Origin of the sequence: Angustibacter sp. McL0619 (assembly GCF_049994355.1) — a bacterium.
Taxonomy (GTDB): domain Bacteria; phylum Actinomycetota; class Actinomycetes; order Actinomycetales; family Angustibacteraceae; genus Angustibacter.
The window spans coordinates 578,337-595,813 of the sequence record NZ_CP188257.1 but is presented as its reverse complement, the minus strand read 5'-3'; the positions used below and the strand labels follow the sequence as shown (position 1 = coordinate 595,813).

Below are 17,477 nucleotides of genomic sequence, written 5' to 3'. Positions count from 1 at the left end.
GGCAGGTCGGGCCAGTCGGCCGGACAGCCAGCCGGACGGTCGGCCGGCTCAGTCGGACGGCGTCGCGATGCCCACCAGCTCGCGGGCACTGCTGGACACCGCGACCCGGTCGCGGCCCTCGTCCTTGGCCCGGTACAGCGCTCGGTCCGCCTCGCGCAGCGTGGCGTGCGGCTCCTCGCCCGCCACGTGGCAACTCGCACCAGCCGACCAGGTGATGTCCGGGTGCAGCATGCTCCACTGGCCGCGGAGCCGGGCCAGCACCGAGGCGGCGCCGATCCCGTAGACCCCGCCGCGGGCGAGCACCAGGACGAACTCCTCGCCGCCGTAGCGGGCCACCAGGTCCGAGCCACGCACCACCGAGGCGAGGGTCTGCGCGAAGTCGACGAGCACCCGGTCGCCGAACTCGTGACCGCCCAGGTCATTGACCTGCTTGAAGTGGTCGAGGTCCACCACGACGACCACGTCGCCGGGCATCATCTTGGACAGTGTCGCCTCCAGCGCGCGGCGGTTCGGCAGGCCGGTCAGCGCGTCGGTCTCGGCCTGGTGCGCCAGGTTGTCGGTGCGCAGCCGGCTGGCGGCCGCCTGCAGCGCGAGCACGTTGCCGAGCGCGACCCAGACGACCGAGTTGATGGCGATGCGGACGATCTTGTCCGGCCCCAGCGATCCCTGAGCCAGCACCCAGACGAGCACGGCGGGGCCGAGCAGCACGAACGCGGAGAACAGCGGAGCGACCAGGCCGACGAACATGAACCACAGGGTCAGGAAGCCGAGGAACGACAGACCCACGGACGGCGCGACGTGGGCGACCACGCCCAGCATCAGCAGCCCGGCCAGCGGGTACGCCGTCAGCGTCGGCGGCCGCAGACGCGACCAGGGCAGCGCCGCCGACGCGATGGCCGCGAGGACGGCGGCCAGGCCGAACACCACGGTCAGCAGCGGGACCGAGTCCCCGCGCTCCACCCACCAGCCGGCGCCGGCCACGACGATTCCCTGGAACGCGAGCAGCCAACGACCGAGGCGCGCGGCGTCCGGGGTGCCCCGGACGTCCACGACCGCCTCTGCTCGTCGAATGAAACCCCGCACATCGTGCCTATCGACGCGGCGGCGGCCGTCTTGAGGTTCAGCGGGTGTAGTCGTCCTCGAGCCGCTCGATGTCGGACTCGTCGAAATCGCCGAACGCGATCTCCAGCAGACGGCCCGCGGTGTCGCCGCTGTTGCCTATCCGGTGCGTGGAGCCACAGGGCACCCAGACCTGGTCACCAGGCTTGGCGACCCACTGCTCGTCGTCCAGCCAGATGTCGATCGGCACGTCGAGCACCTGCCAGAACTCCCCGCGGTGCCCGTGCCGCTGCAGGCTGAGCCGGTGGCCGGGCTCGACCGTGATGACCTTGACGGTGACCGGCACGTTGGACACCAGCTGCTGGAACTGCCCCCACGGGCGCTCCACGACGAACGCTCTCGGCCGGGGGTCGAGGGTCGTCACGTCGCGCTCGCCCATCGCGCTCACCAGGGCCCGTAGGGGCCGTTGGACGTGCCACGGCCGCCGCCCTGTACTCGCTGCAGCGCCGGCTTGACGTCGACGTGGTAGACCGCCGCCGCCACGAACGCGGCGATGTTCAGGAAGCCGAGCGCGCCCAGGAACCCGCCCGGCAGCGAGAGGAAGCCGATCGCCGTGGCGACGGCCAGGATGATCGTCCAGCGCTGCTTGGTCAGCTTGCCGGCCGCCACGAACGCGTCCGAGCGGCGGCGCACGCAGTCGACCAGCGCCCAGACCTGCACGACGAACGCGCAGATAGCCAGCACGAGGTAGACGATGGCCTGCGCAGATCCCAACGAGAACATGGGGCGAGTCTAAGGGGCCGCGTCGCGCGCTCGGGTCGAAGGGCGGCGACCGCGCTCACGGCGAAAGAACGCCCCCCACGTCACCAGCAGGAGCAGCAGCACGAGCACCCGGACGCCGGTCCGGGCCATGTACGTCTGCGACCCGACCCAAAGCAGGTCGACTACACCGGCGGATGCCAGCACGGCCCCGGTAAGGGACAGCAGCTGCCAGCGGTGCACGATCGGCCGGCTGCTCGCTGCCAACAGCCACCGGTCCGTCCACCCGACGGCCAGGCCCAGGACAGCGACCATCGCGACGACCCCCCACCACCGGAAGTCGTAGAACCACTCGCCGTGCGCGAGGGCCGCGAGCGAGCCGCCGACGCCGAGCACCTGCGGGTTGAAGATCTGGGCCAGCACGGCGCCGAAGCCGGGTGGCTTGTCGGCCCAGAGCGCCGACGGGACGGGGGTGACGAGAGCTGCGAGAAACGTGTCGCCGTTGCCCAGCGGGAGGGATGCCTGCAGGTCGATGAGCCGCGCGAAGAAGCGCAGGGGCGAGACCACCGAACCGATGCCGCTCAATCCCGAGCCGCCGTACAGGGAGCGCCCGAACGACTCGCGGAGCTGGATGAAGACCCACAAGGCCGGACCGACGCCCAGCAAGCCGACGAGCTTCACGGTGCGACCCGGGACCTGGCGGGCGACAACGATGGCCACCATCAGGCCCAGGGCGGCGAGGTTCAGGCGGCCGTAGCCCGTGAACACGTATCGCGCGTACAGCGCGAAGGCGGCCCCGATCAGCAGGATCCGCAGGGGACTGAGGGCCCGCAGGTTCGTCTGGCGGCACAGCGAGACGGTCATCAGGGCGATGCCTGCGAAGGCGGTCGGCCCGGACAACGAGATGAGCGCTCCACGGGAGGCGGCGGCCACGCCGCAGAGGGTCACCACAGCCCCCAGCAGTACGCCGCCGTTGCTGACGTCGCGCTCAGCCGGGTGCCACGGAAGGTCCTTGAAGCCGCGACCTTGGCGGTGCCAGAAGAGAAAGTACATGCCCACGTGCGTGAAGTAGCAGACCGCGGTCGCCGCGAAAAGAGTGCCAGGGAGCAGGCGACCCCTGTCGTTCCACCAGTACAGACCGGCGAAGCCCACGAAGACGGCCGAGCCGATGCCGTAGACGCCGGCCGCCGTCACCTGTCGACGACCGTGCGTCCAGAAGGTCCACACGCCGAACAGCAGCGCCAGGACAGAGATGCCGAACTGCGCGTGCGCGTGCCCGACAGTGGCGTCGGACGTGTCCAGCGCCAGGACGAGGGCCCCGGCCACCCCCCACGTGACACCTCCTGCGAGGGCGCGATGACGCGATGCGGACGGCGTGCTGGCAGGAGCCACCCGGGTACCGGTCGGCACCGTCCTGCTCACCGCTGCTTGGCCCCAGGCCGGGGCGCCAGCACGTAAATCTGGTCCTCACCGAGCCACTGGAACACGCCGCGCCCACTCAGCCATTGCTGCAGGGCCGCCATGCGCCGGGCACCGACGAACCGCTGGACGTGGCCGCCGAAGTGACCGAGCCCGTGCCGGTCCTCGACCGTGAAGCCGGCCTCCTCGGCGAGCCTGGTCATCTGTCGGTGCGACAGGACGTTGCCTGTCACGCCGCCACGCGGGTGCCGCAGCTTGCGCGCCGCGCTGGTCAGCGCCTTGTGCGTCCACAGGTTCGAGTGGTTGTTGACCACGACCCTGCTGGTGTCGTCCCGCATCAGCCCGCGCGCCCAGCGCAGAGCCCCTGCACGGTCCTGCGGGTCGGCGTTGAGCACGAACCGGAACATGGTGATCAGATCGAACGTCCCCTGCACCGGGCTCTCGTCACGCATCACGTCCGCGGCGACGAACCGGGTGCCGGGCACCCGCGCCCGAGCGCGCGTGAGCATGGCCTCGGAGATATCGACGCCCACGGACTCCGTGAAGTGCGCGGCGACGAACTCGGTGACCCGACCGGTCCCGCAGGCGAAGTCGAGATAGCGCTCGCGACGGGGCACGAACGTCGAGGAACCCAGCCACGTCGCGAGCACGTCCTGTTCGAGCCGCCACAGCGTCGACGACCACGAGGACTCGCCGTACTCCTTGAGGTCGTACCGCTCGGCACTGTCAGCCTCTGCGAACTCGCGACGGTAGGCAGGCGGGCGATCGCCCTGGTGCTGCATGCGGGTCCCCTGACTAGTGCTCACTCGACCCGGGCCAAGACGCCCTGAGCCGCAGAGCACCTGGATGTTCAACGCTAGAAAGGTACATCAACGCCAGCACCACATCGAATTCGTCGCAGCCGTGGCGGCGAGCCGCGGACCGCATCCGCTCGACCACTTCGGCGACAGGTTCCGTGAGCGCGTCGGCGCCGATCCGGTTGAGCGAGGCACCCACGACGTCCGCATTGAGGGGTCCGGAGAAGTCCGCGAACTCCCAGTCGAACAGCCAACCGCCGTCGGGGCCGGTGATGGCGTTGCTCGGGCGGATGTCCCCGTTCACCAGCCCGACCGGCACCTGCTGGTCGTCCAGCACTCGCAGCGTCTTCTCGAACTCGGCGGATGACGGGTGCCGGCGCGCTCGCAGCCACCAGTCGAGCTCGACCGGGCGCGCAGACCGCGGCGGGAGATCACTCGTTCGGCGCAACGGGAGGGTCGCCTCGATCAGCTCCCAGGTGACGGTCCCCCGTTGGGCGGGCAGCGCCTGCACCGCCAGGCTCACCTGGGTCCCGCTGCGCCGCAGGCCGTAGCTGACGGGGGTCCGCCAATCGCGCAGCGGGTCCACCTGCAGCGCCGCGAGCACCTGGTGCTCGTTGGCCAGCAGCCGCTCATCCACCTCGGCGGCCGTGCTCACCTTGACGAAGACCGAGGCACCCCCCCGACCGCCCACGGCGAGCAGGTAGCGCCGGTGGGCACGGTCGCCCGCCGGCCAGAAGACGGCCAGAGCCGGCGCATCCTCGACGAGTTCGGCCTGCGCCAGCGACTCTTCGATCTGCGCCCACTCGGCGTCGTCGGGACGGCGCCCCACCAGTGCGAGCAGACGGAGGGCGCCCGCCGTCCGCAGCACGGAGCGCACGGCCCGACGCTTCGGCGTCGACGTGTCCATCGCGCGAAGGAGCACAGGGAACTGTGCCGGGTCGCCGACCAGCGTCACGATCCGGCGTCGCCCGAGCCGGACGGAGCGGGACGTATGTCGCTGGATCATGGCCTAGCCTTTCGGTGCCGACTGCGACCGCGTTCGGGAAGACTGGAAGGGTTCTGCGTTCATGAGTCGGTCCCGCCGCCTGAGCTGGGGACTCCTCGACCAGATTCTGTCAAGCGCCAGCAACGTCCTGGTCGTGTTCGCGGTCGCCCGCGTGTCGGGCATCGACGAGTTCGGACTCATCTCCCTGCTCATCGTCGTCCTCACGACCGCCGTGGCCATCGGCCGGGGGACGCTCGGCACGCCCCTGCTGCTGTCCGGGCACGAGGCAGCGGACGAGCAGCAGCGTCACGCCGGCTACGCGCTCAGCGTCGCGCTCGCGAGCGGGGTGGGCGTCGCCCTCGTCGTGCTGCTCGTCGGTGGCAGCGTCGGGCGTCCGCTGGTGGCGATCCCGTTGGCGGTCGCAGCGCCGCTCGTGCTCGCCCAGGACACGCTCCGATTTGCCGCCTTCGGTCGCGGGGATCAGGTTCAGGCGGTGTGGTCCGACGGGCTCTGGGCGGCCATCTCGCTGGTCGCGCTCGCCGTGACCTGGTTCTGGCGCGACCTGCTCTCCCCTGCGCAGGTGCTGTGGGCCTGGGTGTCCGGTGCGCTGCTCGCCCTCTCGGTGCTGCTGTGGCGTCATGGGGTTCGCCCGAGGATCGCGGGTCTGGGCACCTGGTGGACGACGAGCGCCGCGCACCGCGTCCGGTACGGGCTGGAGGCCGGCATCGGGGCGACGAGCGCGCTGGTGGTGGTGCTCATCGCGAGCCAGCTGATCGACGCCGGCTCGGTCGCAGCGCTGCGCGGTGCGGGCACGCTCATGGGGCCGCTGAGCATCCTGTTCAGCGCGATCCCCTTGGTCGTGGTGCCAGAGGCGGTCCGACACGGCGACCCGCGTCGCACCTGGCGGCTGCTGTGGCGAGCGGCGACGCTTATGTCGGCGGCGGCCCTGACGTTCGGCTTGGCCAGCCTGCTGGTGCCAGCGGCTTGGGGCGAGCTGCTGTTGGGGGACTCCTGGAGCGTGGTGGCGCCGCTCCTGCCGTTCACCGGGTGGGAGTACGCCGCGCTGGCCTGGGTCTCGGTCTGCTACACCGCACTGCGCGCCGAGCAGCGCAGCCAGGCACTGCTGTCGTTGCGCGTGGTGCACGCCTCGACGTCGATCCTGCTGGCCGCAGCAGCCGCCGCAACCGGGGGGACGGCACGCGCCGTCTCGATCGCGCTCGCCGTCACGGCGTCCGTCGTCGCGGTCGCCGCGGTGGGTTCCGTTCGCATGCGGCTGCGCTCCAACACCGCGCTCGGCTGAGCAAGTCCGCTCAACCGGCGCGCAGGAAGTCGGCCAGCGCCGCCGCCCAACTGCTGCGCTGCTCCGCCCGGACCGCCGGGTCGCTGAGCGGGTTCTGCGACGTCGCCGGTGAGTCGTCCAATGCGGCGAGCGCCCGAGCGACCGTCGTCGGGTCGTCCACGTCGAACCAGGCGCTGCCGGGGGCGGCGAGGGCCCGATGGCCGTCGATGTTGTTGCACGCCGTCGGGGCACCGACGGCGACGGCCTCGAGAAGGGTCACCGGTGAGGCCTCGATCGCGGACGGGAAGAGCACGCCCCGCGAGGCTCGCATCGCGCGGACCACGTCGGCTCGGGGTAGCCCACCGGGGCGCAGCTGAACCCCGTCGGCTGCCGACAGCCGCCGGAGGGACTCCTGCACCGCGGGGGTGCCCGGGCTCACCTGCAGGACCAGCGAGGTCCGACCGCCGCCGGCCCGGTAGCTCGCGTAGCCGCGCAGCAGCCCGTCGTACTTTCGGTAGGAGTGCGCGGACCCGGAGGCGAAGAAGGCCCCCGACGAGCCCGACGTCGGCCAGTCGGTGACGGCGTCGAAACCGGCATCCAGCACGTTGTGCAGGACGGGGCTGGTGTTGCGCCGGCTGGCCGGCAGCACGGCACAGATTCGCACCATCGCCCGGGCTTGCCGGCGAGCGATCTCGGACGCGACGCGCAGCTGCAGCTGCAGCCGCCGCTCGCCAGGTGCTGGTGGCCCCCAGGGCAGGGCGTTCTGCGGCATCCACACGAAGGGCTCCGCCAGGTCGCGCAGCCGGACTGGCACGTTCCTAGGCACCAACCGAACGGCACCTGGCTCATCGAGCAGCGCGATCACGTCGGGATGCTCGAGCGCGGCCTGTCTGAGGTTGGACAGCACGACGTTCCCGCCGCCGGACCACCTTCCAGAGCCGTCGACCCAGACTCTCACGAGCCGGCTGCCGGTTCGTGCAGACCCGACCAGCTCCGGTGGCGGCGGTACGTCGAAAGGATGAAGCGCACAGTCCGCTCCGAGCAGTTGTCGACCTGGTAGTCCTGCGGCACGACCTGACCGGCGCTCTGGTCCTGGACGACGACGCCGAGGGCCTCGAGGACGTTCTGCGGGTCGAGCCCGGTCATCAGGATCGAGCCGGTGTCCAACGCCTCCGGACGCTCGATCGAGTCGCGCAGCGTCACCGCCGGGAAGCCCAGGATCGCGGACTCTTCGCTGATGGTCCCGCTGTCGGACAACACGCAGAACGCGTCCTGTTGCAGCCGGACGTAGTCGATGAAGCCCATCGGCTTGTGCCAGCGGACGCCTTCGACGTCGCGGCCGAGCGCCTCGAGCCGCTTGCGCGTGCGGGGATGGGTGGAGACCAGGATCGGCAGCCCCCAGCGATCCCGAACGGCCTCGAGGCAGTCGAGCAGGCGTCCCAGCCGGTCCGGGTCGTCGACGTTCTCCTCCCGGTGCGCGCTGACCAGGACGTATTCCTGGGCGGACAGCGAGAGCTCGGACAGCACGACGCTGGCGCCAAACTCGTCACCGTGGTGCTGCAGCACCTCCTTCATCGGTGAGCCCGTGAGCAGGATCCGGCGCGGGTGGATGCCCTCGGCGAGCAGGTTGCGCCGGGCGTGCTCGGTGTAGACGAGGTTGAAGTCGGCGACGTGGTCGACGAGGCGGCGGTTGGTCTCCTCCGGCACGTTCTCGTCGAAGCAGCGGTTGCCAGCCTCCATGTGGTAGACGGGGATCCGCATCCGCTTAGCCATCACCGCGGCGATGCAGCTGTTGGTGTCGCCGAGCACGAGCAGCGCGTCGGGTCGTTCGTCCAGCAGGGCCTGCTCGGTCTTGATCAGGGTGTCGCCGAGCACGTGGCCGAGCGAGGAGGTGTCCACTGACAGGAACCGGTCGGGCCGACGCAGACCGAGGTCTTCGAAGAACACCTCGTTCAGCTCGTAGTCATAGTTCTGCCCGGTGTGCACCAGGACGTGCTGGACCGTGTCGTCGAGCCGCGAGATCACCCGGGAGAGCCGGATGATCTCGGGTCGGGTGCCCACCACGGTCATGACCTTCGTCATGCGGTGCTCCTTTGCGTGGCCGGGTCGACGACGACGTCACGATAGGTGTCGGGCCGTTCGGGGTCGTGCAGCTCATGCGACCAGAAGGCGGTCAGCAGCTCGTCGTCGCCCACATTCTCGATCGAGTGCGACCAGCCCGTCGGCATGTCCACCACCGGAGCCTGGGCACCGTCGACCACGAACTCGACATAGTCGTCGGCGAGCACCCGCCGCAGCCGGATCAGACCACGACCCCGCACGACCTGGAATCTCTCTATTTTGTCGAGGTGGAAGTGGTCGCCCCGACGCTGCCCCGGCACGGTACTCGAGAAGAAGCTCTGACCTTGGCCGCCGTGCACCCGGACGGACTCGACGAGCGTCCCGCGCTGGTCGGTGTGCTGGACGGGCAGGAACGGGTATCGGCTCGGGAACATGGCGGCTCGCAACGTGTTGAACATCGTCACGTCGAACCGGTCGCGCAGGTCGGGGATGCTGCCGTCCGCTGCGTAGACCCGGTGCATGTCCGACAGCAGATCGCGGACCTGGGTAACGCTGACCCGCCGGGCCGGCTCGGGCCGCGACTGCCCCCCGGCACCGCGGCCTGCATCGATCAGCGCCTGCGCGGCGTCCTGCGCGTGCAGCAGCCCCACGGGCCGGTCCACGTCGACGACGACAGGCTCGCCGCGGGCGATCCGGTCGGCGAAGGTTGCCACGAACGAGTTGTAGCCGGGGCGGCCGTGCTCGCCGTACACGTTGGGCAGGTGGACGTCCGACACCGCGACGCCGGACGCCGCGCCCCACTGGTCGAGTGTCCGCGCGGCGGCGCTCTTGCCACGTCCATACGGCGAGTCCTGGCCGGACTGGATGCTGTTCGCGTACACGAGGCGAGCGCCAGACCCGCTGCGCCGCAACGCCTCGACGAGCGACGACGCGAGCGCGACGTTGCCGGCCTCGACCTCGGACTCCGAGCCGCGGTTCACGCCCGCGCAGTGCACGACCAGGTCCGCTGCGGCCACCGCTGCCGCGAGGTCGTCGGACCGACTCGCCCGCGTGATGGCCAGCACGTCGGCATCGGGCGACAGCGCGCGCAGGCGCAGTCGCAGGTGCCAGCCCAGGAACCCGGCGCCGCCCGTGACGACGATTCTCATGACGCCCGCTCTACCTCGAGCATGATCTCGGGCACGACCCGGAGCATGGCGGCCACCTGTTCGGCGTCCATCCGCTCGGTGTTGTGCGAGGTGTAGTCCTCCAGGTCCGACTCCCGACGGCTGCCGTCGTCGAAGAAGACCTCGTAGTTCAGGGACCGGGCGTCCAGCGGGACCCGGAAGTAGTCTCCGTGGTCCTGCGCGCGCAGAACCTCCTCGCGGCTCAGCAAGGTCTCGAACAGCTTCTCGCCATGGCGCGTGCCGATGATCGAGAAGCCCGGTTCGCGGCCCAGCAGGAGGGCGACCGCCTCGGCGAGCGACCGGACCGTCGCGGCGGGTGCCTTGCGCACGAACGTATCGCCGGGCTCGGCGTGCACGAGCGCGTGCCGAACGAGGTCCACCGACTGAGAGAGCGACATGAGGAACCTGGTCATGTTCGGGTCGGTGATCGTCATGTCGCCCCCGCCACGAAGCTGCTCGATGAACAGCGGCACCACGCTGCCGCGCGAGTGCAGGACGTTGCCGTACCGAACCGTGGAAACGACTGTCCGCTGGGTCATCGCGTTACGGGCGAACGCCTGGGCGGTCTTCTCCATCAGGGCCTTGGTCATCCCCATCGCGTTGATGGGGTAGACGGCCTTGTCGGTGCTCAGCATCACGACGGACCCGACCTCGAAGCGGCCCGCTGCATTCAGCACGTTCTGGCTGCCGACCACGTTGGTCAGCACGGCTTGCGCCGGGAAAAACTCGCATGACGGCACCTGCTTGAGCGCGGCAGCGTGGAAGACCAGGTCGACACCGCGAGTCGCGTCGTCCACGCTCGCCTGATCACGCACGTCGCCGACGTAGAAGCGCATCCGCTCGTCCCCGAAGCGCCGACGCATGTCATCCTGCTTCGCCTCGTCACGGCTCAGGATGCGGATCTGGGCCACGTCGTCCGCCAGCAGTGCGCGCGCCATCGTCGAACCGAACGACCCGGTCCCGCCAGTGATGAGGACGGTCGCCCCCGACATCGTGCTAGCCACGGTCTTCTCCTGTTGGTTCGGGTCGTTCACCGGACTGTCGGGCGCGGCACGCCAGACCCAGCTCGCGCCACGCGGTGGAACCGAGCGGCGGCGTCCAGCCATCCTGCGTCAACCAGCTGGGTGCTTGGCGCTGCCCGGCCCAGAGCATCTCGACCCGGCGCGCGTTGGCAGCGGCGCGCGGGAACAAGCGGCCGATGGCGGTCAGTGCGCGCAAAAACGGGACGCCAAGCAGGCGCGGCACCCGTCGCGGGGTGCGCCCGCCGAGTGCCTCCAGCAGCCCGGCGGCGGTGACTCCCTCCCACGGGTGGATGACGTACAGTGGCGGCTCACTGGAGCAGGTGGCCAGGTGAGCGACCGCGGACGCCACGTTGCCCAGCAGCGCCTGGGGTGTCGGCTGAGAGCCGGGCGCTAGGACGGTGGAGACCGGGCTGCTCGCGATACGGCAGGTCATGCGGGTGACTCGTCGACTGAGCTCGTGCACCGACGGCGGGCGATAGATCACCACGCCCTGCAGCCTGGCCGCCGCGAGCCGTGCCTCACCCGCGGCCTTGGACCGGCTGTACGGCGAGAACGCCTCCGTCTCGGCGGTCTCGTCGAGCACCGCTCGGCGTCCCTGCACGACGGCGCTGCTGACGTGCACCACGCGCCGGACGCCGACGCGCCGGGCCGCGACCGCGATGACCACGGGCAACCACCCGTTGGCCGCGTCGAGGGCCGCCTCGTCGCCGCTTGACGCGTCCGGGTCGCCGGCGGCGTTGACCACGACGTCCGCTCCTGCGAAGGGCCCGCTCAGAACTTCGGCCAGCAGCTTCGGGAGCTCCGGCCCCTGCGCGCACTGCGCGGCGGTCAGCCGAGGCGCGTGCACCGCACAGGCCTGGACGCCTGCGGCCAGCAGGTCCACGAGGACCGCGGAGCCGACGAATCCGGTCCCCACGACCACGACCTTGGGCCCGGCGCTCATCGCGCGGCCCCCAGCAGCATGGTCTCGATGGCGGCGGAACCGGCCCGCTCACTGAGGTGCTCCTCGTAGTACGACCGTCCGCGACGCCCGAGCTCGGCACGCTGCTCGGCTGGCAGGTCGGCCAGCCTCTGCACGGCGCGCGCCAGCGCCGCGGCGTCGCCCGGGGGGACGACGAAGCCGGCGCCGGCGGCCGTAAGCAGGTCGGCTGCGTCACCGGCGACCGCGCCCACAACGGGGCGTCCCATCGCGAGAGCGACTTGGATCTTGCTCGGCAGCGTCAGCCGGAAGAGCGGGAGGTCCTTGAGCGTGACGATCTGGACGTCGCTGCGCTGGAGCAGGTCCGGCATCACGTCGAGCGGCTGCTGGCCGAGGAACCGAATGTTGTCCAGACCCCGATCGGCGACGGATCGGCGTAGCTCAGCCTCGAGCACACCGGTGCCCACGACGACGAGCTCGACGTCGTCTCTGTCGCGCAGCAGCTCCGCAGCTTCGATGAGCACCTCGACGCCCTGGACCTCACCGAGGCTGCCGGCGTACATGGCGGTGAATGGACGCCACGGCCCCAGCGAGCCGACGACCTCTGGTCGTGGCTCTCGCTGGCCGAAGATGGACTCGTCGGCCCAATTGGTCACCAGAACGGGCGCCAGCCGGGACACCCGACGCGCCAGGATCCGGTCGGACATCCCCGGGGACGTCACCGCGATGGCGGAGGCAAAGCGGTAGGCCAGATCGCAGAAGGGGTGCAGGACGGCTTCCACGACAGTGCGCAGCGAGGCCGGCAGGAACCCGCTGGCCGTCACCGTCTCCGGCCAGAGGTCCTGGACGAGCAACACGTACGGCACCCGTGCGGTCCACCGCACCAGGAGCGCGGGCAGCACGACCGTCGCGGGCGTTGAGTAGACCAGCACGACGTCGGCGCGGCGCAGCCGTGACCAGCCGAGCACAGCCGCGCTCACCGCGAAGCTCAGGTAGCTGAGCATGCGGCGGACGGCACGCGCCTCGTGGCTGGGGTAGAGCGGCACCCGGGTGACCTGCACGCCGTCCCGAACCTCGCTCGCGCGCCAGGAGACCCGGTATCCGGGGTAGATCCGACCGTACGGGTAGTTCGGGAACCCGGTGACCACCGACACCGAATGCCCGCGAGCGACCAGCGCCCGGGCGATGCTCGCCGGCACGCCGGCGGACCCGGTCTCCGGGTCGTACCACTGGCTGACGATCGATATCTTCACGACGAGGATCCCAGCCAGCCGACCGGACGGCGGCCGGCGACGAGTCGTGGGCTGGCGACGTACAGTCCGGCGACCACGATGGTGACGGCGACGGCCAGCGCGGTGGGTCCGTACCAGGCGAGAGTGATCGCGGCGGCGCCGGCCGCCGCGCAGCCGGCGACCACCCAGTGCGGCCAGCCGGTCAGCAGCAGCACCCGCTGGTAGATATGGTCACGGTGCGCCTGCATCAGCGGCTCGCGCCGGACCGCCCGCCGCACCAGCGTTGTCAGCACATCGACCAGGTACAACGTCATCGGTGCCACGACCGCGGCCAGCAAAGCGCCGTCCCGCCAGGCGATCCAACAGCCCGTGGCGATCGTCGCCCCGAAAAGGTAGCTGCCGCAGTCGCCCAGGAACAAGCGCGCGGCCGGGAGGTTGAACGGCAGGAAGGCCAGGGCGGCCCCCGTGGCAACCAGACCCAGCACCTCCAGCGAGCCGCTGCCGACCTGCCGCCCGACGACTGCTGCCGAGACCCCCCAGACCGCGACCGTGAGCCCGGTGATCCCGTTGATGCCGTCCATGAAGTTGACGACATTCACGGCGAGGACCATCACGACCGCGCCGCAGACGGCCGCGATCGGCGACGACCCGGCCATCCAGCCGGTCGCCGCCCCGGCCGCGGCCTGCAGCACCAGCCGCGTCACCGGCGGCAGACCGTCGTGCAGGTCGTCAGCCAGACCGAGCAGCGCGAGGACGGCGACCACGGCGAGCAACGCCCAGGGCACCTGGTTGCCGCGCACTTGCGCGACCACGAGTCCGCCGGCCATGCCTGCCGCGCAGGCGATCCCGCCCCCGCGGGCGATTGCTACGGCGTGCGACGAGCGCGCGTTCGGGACGTCCAGGACCCCGCGGGAGACGAGGACGATCCGGACCAGCGGGAGGGCGATCAGGGTCAGGGTGAGCGCGGCCAGGAACTCAGCCACGGGTGCGCTCCTCCCGCAGGTTCGTCGGCTGTGCCGCAAGCGGCGAGTACTCACCTCGGGCTCTCATCCAGGACACGACGCTGGCCGCCTCGGCGGCGCGGGCGAACTCCGGAAGTGAGTACCGTTCGAGCCCGGCCACGGGGACGTGCGAGACCAGCGGGTGGTGCGGGCGCACGTCGCGCGGCTCGTCGTCGCCGAACAGGTCCTCGTGCAGCTTCTCGCCGTTGCGCAGCCCGGTGTAGACGATCTCGATCTGCCCGTCGTGCGGTACCCGGTCGATCATCGTGCGCGCGACGTCGGCGATGCGGACCGGCTCGCCCATGTCGAGCACCAGCGCCTCACCGCCCGAGCCGATCACCGAGGCCTGGAGCACGAGCTGGCAGGCCTCGCTGATCGTCATGAAGAACCTGGTCACGTCGGGGTGCGTCACGGTGACCGGGCCGCCGCAGGCGACCTGCCGCTCGAACGTCGTCAGCACCGAACCTCGCGACCCCAGCACGTTCCCGAAGCGGACGCTGACGTACGTGCCCTGCGTGCGGCTCGCGCCGTCCGCGGTCAACCGCTCGGAGACGCGCTTGCTCAGGCCCAGCACGCTTGTTGGGTTCGCGGCCTTGTCCGTCGAGATGTTGACGAACGTCTCCACGCCGACGGCGTCCACCGCGTCCAGCACATTTGCGGTGCCGACGACGTTGGTCTTCCATGCCTCAACCGGGTGGCTCTCGAGCAGCGGCAGATGCTTCAGCGCTGCCGCGTGGAACACGATGTGCGGCATCCGGTCGATCATCACGTCGCGCACCGCCATGGCGTCGCGGATGTCCACCAGTGCGGTGTCGGTACCGTCCAGCATCGCCCGACCCGAGAGCGACAGCTGGACGGCGTGCAGGGCCGACTCGTCGCGGTCCAGCATGACCAGCTCAGCCGGCCCGAAGCGGTGGATCTGGCGGCACAGCTCGGAGCCGATGGACCCGCCCGCGCCGGTGACCATCACGCGCTTGCCGGCGATCCGCTCGGTGATGGCCCGCAGGTCAAGTCGAACGGGGTGACGGCCGAGTAGGTCGTGCACGTCGACTGCCCGCAGGTCGGTCGGCGCGACCCGGCCGCGGACGATCTGCTCCAGCGGTGGCAGCACGAGCGTGTGCACGCCGGCCGCGTCCGCCGAGCGGGTGATCTCGCGCAGCAGCTCGGCACTGGCCTGCGGGATCGCGACCACCAGGGTCGAGGCCTGTGCAGCCGAGCACACCCGCCCGATGTCGCTTCGGGTCCCCCGCACCCGCACACCTTCGATGCGCAGGCGCCGACGAGCGGGGTCGTCGTCGAGCAGCGCGACCGGGGCGAACTTGGTGTTGTGGTCGCTACGCATGCTGCGCACGAGCTGGGTGCCGGCTTCGCCGGCGCCGAGGATGACGATGCGTTCGGCGTTCTCGCTGACCCCGCGCCGCCGCGAGACGAAGCCGCGCAGCACCGAGCGGGCGGCGAGCAAGGTGGTCAAGGCCACGACGGCCGCGACGAACGGCGTGCTGCGCGGCACCAGAATCGGGACGGACAGCAAGGCCCAGACAAGCAGCGCCAGACCGATCAAGATCGTGCCGGCCGTGATGGCCTCGGCCTCCTCGAAGGAGCCGGCCCGGTAGCGGCCGAAGTAGACCCCGGACAGCAGGCCGACGAGCAGCTGCAGCGCAGCGGCGCCCGTGGCGAACAGGATCGCGTGCTGGACCTGCGCGAGCTCGGGCAGGAAGTCGTAGCGGGCCCAGACGGCCGCGACCACCGCCAGGTACCAGAGCAACGCGTCGATCGGATACCAGCGCACCAGCATCCTGATGACGACGCGGCGTGAGCCCGTGCTCCCGTGTTTCATGCTTCCCTTCGAGTGGTCAAGCCTCCGACGCCCAGACCATACCGCCGCGCCAAGCGCCGACACGGTGCGGCGCACCGCCGAAAAGCGTCGAGGGGCGGCCCGGGCGGGCCACCCCTCGACGCAGTCCGAACAGTCAGTCGCCTACCTTGTCGGCAGCCGCGGTCGCTGCCTGAGCAGTTGCGGCCGCGGTCTTGCGGGCGCTGGTCGTGGCGGCCTTCGTGGCGCTCTTCGTGGCGGCCGCACGCTTCTTGGCCGTGGTGGTGGTGCGCTTGACGGCCTTCTTGGTCTCCGGCGCAGCCGTGGGCACCTCGCGCTTGGCGATGGTAAGGGTGGACTTGGCGGCGGTACGGGTCTCGTCAGCGGCCTTGCGCACGGTGGTGACGGCTGCCTTGCCGCGCGACAGCGTGACCTTGCCCTGCGCGAGCAGGTCCTGGGTGGCCTTCTGCTCACGGATCCGGGCGACCAGCTTCTCGCCGCGGGCGGCCAGGTCGGAGTACGTCTCCTCGGCCTTGCCGGCCAGCTCGATCGACTTGCTGACAGCCTGGGTCGGGACGTGCTTGGCCCTGTTCTGCAGGGACTTCACGTCGATCTCGAGCTGGACGCCGGAGGCCTGGGTGCGCACGGCGCGGACCTTCTCGACGACCAGGTCGGTGGCGCCGACGAGGGCCAACACGGGCGTGGTGTCGGTGACGGTCTTGCGGATGTCGTTGACCAGGGTCACGGGATATCTCCTTCGGTTGGGGTGCTGCGGTCAGCTGGGCTTGCGCGTCGTGCGCGCGGTGGACGTCTTCTTGGCGGTGGTCTTGGCGGTGGTCTTGGCGGTGGTCTTGGCGGTGGTCTTGGCGGTGGTCGACCTCTTCGTCGCCGTCTTCTTGGTAGCCCGCTTGCGCGGGGTGGCCTTCGGCGCGTCAACCGGCGCCAGCCGGTCGTTGTCCTCGCAGAACGACTCGTAGATGTCGAGCAGCACACGCTTCTGCCGCTCGTTGAGCCCCAGGTCGCCGAGGATGGCGGCCTTGACCTCGACCTGCGCGGCGTCCTGCTCGTCCAGCAGGCCGGCCCGCACGTAGAGCGACTCGGCCGAGATCCGCAGGCCCTTCGCCAGGGACTGCAGGATCTCGGCGCTGGGCTTCTTCAGCCCGCGCTCGATCTGGCTCAGGTAGGGGTTGCTGACCCCGGCTGCGTCGGCGAGCTGGCGCAACGACAGCTTGGCATGCTGGCGCTGCTCCTTCAGGTACTCACCGAGGTCGGCACGGATCGAGGTCATGCTTGCCATGGTGCTTGCTGCAGTTAGCAAGCGCAACTCGGGCGGCCGTGACCCCGCTCACAGTGCGCTGGGGATGCCACTGCTCGGGACCGCGTGGTTCGATGGCCCCTGTGCCAGCAGAAACGAGCACGCACGAGGAGCCGGTTGCCGCGAGCACGTCACGGTGGCGCCGGGTCGTGCTGCGGCTGGGGAGGTTGCAGCCGCACGGCAACCCGAGCGGCCTGGTCTACGGGATGATCGTCGCGTCGGTCGTGATCACCGCCTCGACGCAGTACGAGAACTCCTACCCGTACATCATCGGGGCGACCGCGCTGACCGTCGCGGTCTACTGGCTCACGCACGTCTACTGCCACCTGCTCGGCGAAGCGATGAGCGGCTCGACCCGGCGCATCCAGTGGCGCTCCGCACGACCCACCTTCGTCGCAGAGTCCACAGTGCTCTGGGGCGGCGGCATCGAGCTGGCCGCGGTGTCGATCGCCCTCGCGTTCGGCGAGAACGCGCACTCCAGCGACTGGGTGGCCATCGTGACCAGCATCGTGCTGCTGTTCTGCTGGGGCCTGCTCAGCGGGGTGCGCAACGGCGTGCGCTCCCGGCTGGTGCTGCTCGACGCGCTGCTGGGCGCCTCGCTAGGCGCACTGGTGGCGTTGCTGAAGCTGCTGCTCAAATAGGCGGACGCC

General features: G+C 70.6%; 18 protein-coding genes. 2 read left to right on the top strand and 16 right to left on the bottom strand.

All coding sequences use genetic code 11. The annotated features are described in order from the left end of the window. Positions 1-48: 48 nt before the first annotated feature. The 6 genes from ACPPVT_RS02830 to ACPPVT_RS02805 form a co-directional block, all read right to left on the bottom strand. Complete coding sequence (locus ACPPVT_RS02830) at positions 49-1,050, bottom strand: GGDEF domain-containing protein (RefSeq protein WP_426565262.1); 1,002 nt, start codon at positions 1,048-1,050, stop codon at positions 49-51. Between the two features lie 70 nt (positions 1,051-1,120). Continuing rightward, entirely contained in the window at positions 1,121-1,498 is a 378-nt protein-coding gene (locus ACPPVT_RS02825) for a phosphomannose isomerase type II C-terminal cupin domain (RefSeq protein ID WP_426565260.1), read from the bottom strand. A gap of 5 nt (positions 1,499-1,503) precedes the next feature. Beyond that, a complete protein-coding gene (locus ACPPVT_RS02820; protein ID WP_426565259.1) occupies positions 1,504-1,842 on the bottom strand; it encodes a DUF2516 family protein in 339 nt (112 codons plus the stop codon). A 9-nt stretch (positions 1,843-1,851) separates the two neighbouring features. Then, positions 1,852-3,144, bottom strand: a complete 1,293-nt coding sequence (locus tag ACPPVT_RS02815; RefSeq protein WP_426565258.1) for a hypothetical protein — start codon at positions 3,142-3,144, stop codon at positions 1,852-1,854. A gap of 92 nt (positions 3,145-3,236) precedes the next feature. After that, a complete protein-coding gene (locus ACPPVT_RS02810; protein ID WP_426565257.1) occupies positions 3,237-4,019 on the bottom strand; it encodes a class I SAM-dependent DNA methyltransferase in 783 nt (260 codons plus the stop codon). Between the two features lie 13 nt (positions 4,020-4,032). Further along, positions 4,033-5,040, bottom strand: coding sequence for a hypothetical protein (locus ACPPVT_RS02805; RefSeq protein WP_426565255.1), 1,008 nt, complete (start codon positions 5,038-5,040; stop codon positions 4,033-4,035). 61 nt (positions 5,041-5,101) lie between these two features. On the opposite strand from ACPPVT_RS02805, the gene ACPPVT_RS02800 reads away from it, so the two are divergent. Beyond that, positions 5,102-6,319 (top strand): hypothetical protein, encoded by a 1,218-nt coding sequence (locus ACPPVT_RS02800; protein WP_426565253.1) that lies wholly within the window; start codon positions 5,102-5,104, stop codon positions 6,317-6,319. Between the two features lie 10 nt (positions 6,320-6,329). Here ACPPVT_RS02800 and ACPPVT_RS02795 read toward each other — a convergent pair whose 3' ends face one another. Genes ACPPVT_RS02795 through ACPPVT_RS02750 form a run of 10 tightly spaced genes read right to left on the bottom strand, consistent with a single transcriptional unit; the run spans position 6,330 to position 16,800 of the window. Further along, positions 6,330-7,256, bottom strand: a complete 927-nt coding sequence (locus tag ACPPVT_RS02795) for a glycosyltransferase (protein ID WP_426565251.1) — start codon at positions 7,254-7,256, stop codon at positions 6,330-6,332. Continuing rightward, a complete protein-coding gene (gene wecB / locus ACPPVT_RS02790; RefSeq protein ID WP_426565249.1) occupies positions 7,253-8,380 on the bottom strand; it encodes a non-hydrolyzing UDP-N-acetylglucosamine 2-epimerase in 1,128 nt (375 codons plus the stop codon). Before wecB ends, ACPPVT_RS02795 begins: the two co-directional genes overlap by 4 nt. Further along, entirely contained in the window at positions 8,377-9,507 is a 1,131-nt protein-coding gene (locus ACPPVT_RS02785; RefSeq protein WP_426565247.1) for an NAD-dependent epimerase/dehydratase family protein, read from the bottom strand. The genes wecB and ACPPVT_RS02785 overlap by 4 nt, the downstream gene beginning before the upstream one ends. After that, complete coding sequence (locus ACPPVT_RS02780) at positions 9,504-10,517, bottom strand: polysaccharide biosynthesis protein (protein ID WP_426567036.1); 1,014 nt, start codon at positions 10,515-10,517, stop codon at positions 9,504-9,506. The genes ACPPVT_RS02785 and ACPPVT_RS02780 overlap by 4 nt, the downstream gene beginning before the upstream one ends. Positions 10,518-10,521: 4 nt before the next feature. Continuing rightward, the gene (locus ACPPVT_RS02775) at positions 10,522-11,490 is read right to left on the bottom strand and encodes an NAD-dependent epimerase/dehydratase family protein (protein ID WP_426565245.1); all 969 of its coding nucleotides are present in this window, start codon (positions 11,488-11,490) and stop codon (positions 10,522-10,524) included. After that, on the bottom strand, positions 11,487-12,719 hold the full coding sequence (locus tag ACPPVT_RS02770; RefSeq protein WP_426565243.1) for a glycosyltransferase family 4 protein: 1,233 nt from the start codon (positions 12,717-12,719) through the stop codon (positions 11,487-11,489). The genes ACPPVT_RS02775 and ACPPVT_RS02770 overlap by 4 nt, the downstream gene beginning before the upstream one ends. Further along, on the bottom strand, positions 12,716-13,681 hold the full coding sequence (locus ACPPVT_RS02765) for a hypothetical protein (protein ID WP_426565241.1): 966 nt from the start codon (positions 13,679-13,681) through the stop codon (positions 12,716-12,718). Before ACPPVT_RS02765 ends, ACPPVT_RS02770 begins: the two co-directional genes overlap by 4 nt. Next, complete coding sequence (locus tag ACPPVT_RS02760) at positions 13,674-15,611, bottom strand: polysaccharide biosynthesis protein (RefSeq protein WP_426565239.1); 1,938 nt, start codon at positions 15,609-15,611, stop codon at positions 13,674-13,676. The genes ACPPVT_RS02765 and ACPPVT_RS02760 overlap by 8 nt, the downstream gene beginning before the upstream one ends. Positions 15,612-15,669: 58 nt before the next feature. Next, positions 15,670-16,257: a hypothetical protein gene (locus ACPPVT_RS02755; RefSeq protein ID WP_426565237.1), complete on the bottom strand. Its 588-nt coding sequence runs from the start codon at positions 16,255-16,257 to the stop codon at positions 15,670-15,672. Positions 16,258-16,287: 30 nt separating this feature from the next. After that, complete coding sequence (locus ACPPVT_RS02750) at positions 16,288-16,800, bottom strand: helix-turn-helix domain-containing protein (RefSeq protein ID WP_426565235.1); 513 nt, start codon at positions 16,798-16,800, stop codon at positions 16,288-16,290. Positions 16,801-16,910: 110 nt separating this feature from the next. Between ACPPVT_RS02750 and ACPPVT_RS02745 the strand changes: the two genes are divergently transcribed. Then, positions 16,911-17,468 (top strand): hypothetical protein, encoded by a 558-nt coding sequence (locus ACPPVT_RS02745; RefSeq protein WP_426565233.1) that lies wholly within the window; start codon positions 16,911-16,913, stop codon positions 17,466-17,468. The last annotated feature ends 9 nt before the right edge of the window (positions 17,469-17,477 follow it).

Excerpts from the sequence above, each read along its gene's own strand:
- ACPPVT_RS02750 (WP_426565235.1), bottom strand. The coding sequence starts at position 16,800 with ATGACCTCGATCCGTGCCGACCTCGGTGAGTACCTGAAGGAGCAGCGC.
- ACPPVT_RS02775 (WP_426565245.1), bottom strand. The coding sequence starts at position 11,490 with ATGAGCGCCGGGCCCAAGGTCGTGGTCGTGGGGACCGGATTCGTCGGC.
- ACPPVT_RS02805 (WP_426565255.1), bottom strand. The coding sequence starts at position 5,040 with ATGATCCAGCGACATACGTCCCGCTCCGTCCGGCTCGGGCGACGCCGG.
- ACPPVT_RS02810 (WP_426565257.1), bottom strand. The coding sequence starts at position 4,019 with ATGCAGCACCAGGGCGATCGCCCGCCTGCCTACCGTCGCGAGTTCGCA.
- ACPPVT_RS02825 (WP_426565260.1), bottom strand. The coding sequence starts at position 1,498 with ATGGGCGAGCGCGACGTGACGACCCTCGACCCCCGGCCGAGAGCGTTC.
- ACPPVT_RS02785 (WP_426565247.1), bottom strand. The coding sequence starts at position 9,507 with ATGAGAATCGTCGTCACGGGCGGCGCCGGGTTCCTGGGCTGGCACCTG.
- ACPPVT_RS02820 (WP_426565259.1), bottom strand. The coding sequence starts at position 1,842 with ATGTTCTCGTTGGGATCTGCGCAGGCCATCGTCTACCTCGTGCTGGCT.
- wecB (WP_426565249.1), bottom strand. The coding sequence starts at position 8,380 with ATGACGAAGGTCATGACCGTGGTGGGCACCCGACCCGAGATCATCCGG.
- ACPPVT_RS02800 (WP_426565253.1), top strand. The coding sequence starts at position 5,102 with ATGAGTCGGTCCCGCCGCCTGAGCTGGGGACTCCTCGACCAGATTCTG.
- ACPPVT_RS02780 (WP_426567036.1), bottom strand. The coding sequence starts at position 10,517 with ATGTCGGGGGCGACCGTCCTCATCACTGGCGGGACCGGGTCGTTCGGT.